The sequence below is a fragment of the Mesorhizobium sp. M7D.F.Ca.US.004.01.2.1 genome, from assembly GCF_003997785.1.
Classification (GTDB): domain Bacteria; phylum Pseudomonadota; class Alphaproteobacteria; order Rhizobiales; family Rhizobiaceae; genus Mesorhizobium; species Mesorhizobium loti.
Genome location: NZ_RZRQ01000709.1, coordinates 1 through 845 on the forward strand (window position 1 = coordinate 1; position 845 = coordinate 845).

General features: G+C 67.0%; 1 protein-coding gene. It reads left to right on the forward strand.

Going from position 1 to position 845, the window contains the following annotated elements; translation table 11 throughout:
• A partial coding sequence (locus EN993_RS36345) for an FAD-binding oxidoreductase (protein WP_164758082.1) occupies positions 1–845 on the forward strand: 845 nt, incomplete at both ends.

The window sequence follows — 845 nt, forward strand, 5'->3', positions numbered from 1 at the left end:
GGTACGCGGTCGATGCTGCGCGAGGATGGCTCACTGGAGCTCTACGAAAGCGAGGCCGAATTTCGGGCCGGGCTGCCCGGCTGGGCGGCGCGTGAGCGTTTCGGCATCGGTTTCCGCCATGTCGAGGGCGAGGAACTGGCCGCCTTGCAGCCGGGGCTGTCGCCGCGCTTCATCAAAGGTACGTTCGTGCCGGGATGGAAGACGGTCGCCGACCCGAAACTGCTGGGCAAGGCGGTGTGGGCCTATGCACAGGCCAAGGGCGCCCGCTTTGAGCTGGCTCGGATCAGCCAAGTCGCGGCGGATCAGGATGGTGCGACACTGACGTTGGCAGACGGCACCACAAGGCAGGCCCGACACCTTGTCGTCGCCGCCGGCGCATGGTCGCATCTGCTGGCGAGGCAACTCGGCGATCGCATTCCGCTGGAGACCGAGCGCGGCTACAACACGACGTTGCCGACGAGTGCCTTCGACGTGAAGCGGATGCTGATCTTCTCCGGCCATGGCTTCGTCGTCACGCCGCTCGAAACGGGCCTGCGCGTCGGCGGCGCCGTCGAACTCGGCGGCATCGAACGGCCGCCCAATTATAGCAGGTCGAAGGCGCTGCTGCAGAAGGCGCAAAAATTCCTGCCGGGGCTCGATCCCTCGGGCGGACGCGAATGGATGGGGTTCCGTCCCTCGCTGCCGGATTCAGTGCCCGTCATCGGCGGCGCGCCAGGAAAGCGGTCGGTGGTTTATGCCTTCGGCCACGGCCATCTCGGCCTGACCCAGGCGGCGGCCACCGGACGGTTGATCCGCGATCTTGTCCTGGGGCAGACTCCGCCGATCGATCTGGCCCCCTTCAGTCC